Here is a 2607-nt window from a genome sequence, read left to right as displayed (position 1 = left end):
CAAGTTAAGGACGATATTGACACAGAACAGTCGGCTCAGGAGCCTTTATCTGAGCGGTTGCAGGACTTGTCGCTATAGCTATGCAGGAAAATTTTAAACACACCACAGTGCTGCTGGATGAGGCGGTTAACGGCCTGAATATCAGGGAAGACGGCATCTACATCGACGGCACTTTTGGTCGCGGCGGTCACTCGCGCTTAATCCTTTCTCAGCTTGGCGAGAAAGGGCAATTGATAGCGATTGATCGCGATCCGCAAGCGATAGCCGCAGCCGCTGAGATAAACGATCCGCGTTTCTCGATAGTGCATGGGCCGTTTTCGGCGCTGGCAGAGTATGTCGAAGAGCGTGGCCTGACTGGCAAGATCGATGGCGTTTTACTTGATCTCGGCGTCTCTTCACCGCAGTTGGATGACGCTGAACGTGGCTTCTCCTTCATGCGCGATGGACCGCTGGATATGCGTATGGATCCCACGCGTGGACAATCAGCGGCGGAATGGTTGCTGAGCGCAGAAGAAGCAGACATCGCGTTCGTGATTAAAACCTACGGTGAAGAGCGCTTCGGAAAACGTATCGCGCGCGCCATCGTAGAACGCAATCGCGAGCAGCCAATGACACGCACTAAAGAACTGGCCACGGTGATCGCTGCGGCGATGCCGGTTAAAGACAAATTTAAACATCCGGCGACGCGCACTTTCCAGGCGATTCGTATCTGGATCAACAGCGAATTGGAAGAGATTGAAACGGCGTTGAAAGGTGCTCTTTCGGTGCTGGCTCCAGGCGGAAGATTGTCGATTATCAGCTTCCATTCGCTGGAAGACCGCTTAGTGAAGCGCTTCATGCGCGATCAGAGCCGCGGTCCACAAGTGCCAGCCGGTATTCCGATGACTGAATCGCAGCTTAAAGCTTTGGGTGGCCGCGAACTGAAAACCCTCGGCAAGTTGATTCCCGGTGAAGCAGAAGTCAGTGAAAACCCACGTGCGCGCAGTTCGGTACTGCGTATTGCGGAGAGAACAGCGTCATGATCGGTAACGAGCGTCACAGCTTACCCGGCGTCATCGGCGGGGACTTGCTGCGATTCGGCAAGATCCCAATGCTGCTGTTGGCTGCGGTGCTGGTGTCCTCGGTGATGGTGGTGACAACGACGCATAAAACGCGCCTGCTAACGGCGCAGCGCGAACAGTTGGTGCTGGAGCGTGACGCGCTGGATATTGAATGGCGCAACCTGATTCTGGAAGAGAACGCACTCGGCGATCATAGCCGGGTAGAACGGATAGCTACCGATAAACTGCAAATGCAGCATGTTGATCCTTCACAGGAAAATATTGTGGTGCAGAAATAAGGAATCGCATAACTCAATGAGTGGCGCAGGCAAAACGCTGAAGTTAAAAAAACCAGAAGATAAGGCCAGCTTTATAAGCTGGCGTTTTGCGTTGCTGTGCGGTTGCATTCTCTTGGCGCTGGGCGGACTGTTGTCGCGCGTGGCGTGGCTGCAAGTGATCAATCCCGACAAACTGGTAAAAGAGGGCGATCTGCGCTCACTGCGTGTGCAGGCAGTGCCCACGGCGCGCGGCATGATCAGCGATCGCGCGGGACGTCCGTTAGCCGTGAGTGTACCGGTTAATGCCATCTGGGCTGATCCAAAAGAGCTGACCGAACATGGAGGCGTTTCGCTGGATAGCCGCTGGAAAGCGCTGTCGGATGCCTTATCCATTCCGTTGGACCAGTTGGCTGCGCGCATCAATGCCAACCCGAAAGGGCGTTTTGTCTATCTGGCACGTCAGGTCAACCCGGCGATTGGCGAGTATGTGAAAAAACTCAAATTGCCGGGCATTTATCTGCGTGAAGAGTCACGCCGTTACTATCCGGCAGGCCAGGTCACCGCACATCTGATTGGTTTCACCAACATCGATGGTCAGGGCATTGAAGGCATTGAAAAGAGCTTCGACAAATGGCTAACCGGTGCGCCGGGCGAACGTACGGTGCGTAAAGATCGTAACGGTCGCGTGATTGAAGATATCTCCTCAGTTGACAGCCGCGCCGCACATAATCTGACGCTGAGCATCGATGAACGTCTGCAAGCGCTGGTGTATCGCGAACTGAATAACGCCGTGGCCTTTAACAAAGCGGAATCAGGCACTGCGGTGCTGGTGGATGTGAACACTGGCGAAGTGCTGGCGATGGCGAACAGCCCGGCCTACAACCCGAATAACCTCAGCAACACGCCGAAAGACGTGATGCGTAACCGCGCAATTACCGACATCTTCGAACCGGGTTCTACTGTGAAACCGATGGTGGTGATGACGGCATTACAGCGCGGAGTGGTGAAAGAGAATAGCGTCCTGAATACCGTGCCGTACCGCGTTAATGGTCATGAGATCAAAGACGTGGCGCGCTACAACGAATTGACCCTAACTGGGGTCCTACAGAAGTCGAGTAACGTCGGGGTTTCACGTTTGGCGTTAGCGATGCCCTCCTCAGCGCTAGTAGATACTTACGCGCGCTTTGGATTGGGTAAACCGACCAATTTGGGGCTGGTCGGGGAAAGTAGTGGCTTATACCCTCAAAAACAACGGTGGTCTGACATAGAGAGGGCCACCTTCTCTTTCG

Annotated in this window: 3 protein-coding genes and 1 pseudogene; all 4 read left to right on the top strand. The window is 54.3% G+C overall.

Annotated features, from left to right (window positions below):
- Positions 1-78, top strand: a pseudogene (locus tag ABDW13_RS23435) (cell division/cell wall cluster transcriptional repressor MraZ); the annotation flags it as partial.
- 2 nt (positions 79-80) lie between these two features.
- A complete protein-coding gene (gene rsmH / locus ABDW13_RS23430) occupies positions 81-1022 on the top strand; it encodes a 16S rRNA (cytosine(1402)-N(4))-methyltransferase RsmH (protein WP_343554889.1) in 942 nt (313 codons plus the stop codon).
- On the top strand, positions 1019-1339 hold the full coding sequence (ftsL, locus tag ABDW13_RS23425; protein ID WP_256695601.1) for a cell division protein FtsL: 321 nt from the start codon (positions 1019-1021) through the stop codon (positions 1337-1339). The genes rsmH and ftsL overlap by 4 nt, the downstream gene beginning before the upstream one ends.
- 16 nt (positions 1340-1355) lie before the next feature.
- On the top strand, positions 1356-2607 hold a 1252-nt coding region (gene ftsI / locus ABDW13_RS23420; protein ID WP_343554888.1), incomplete at its 3' end, for a peptidoglycan glycosyltransferase FtsI.

Origin of the sequence: Pantoea sp. (assembly GCF_039594315.1) — a bacterium.
Taxonomy (GTDB): domain Bacteria; phylum Pseudomonadota; class Gammaproteobacteria; order Enterobacterales; family Enterobacteriaceae; genus Pantoea.
This window is presented reverse-complemented; position numbering and strand designations above follow the sequence as displayed.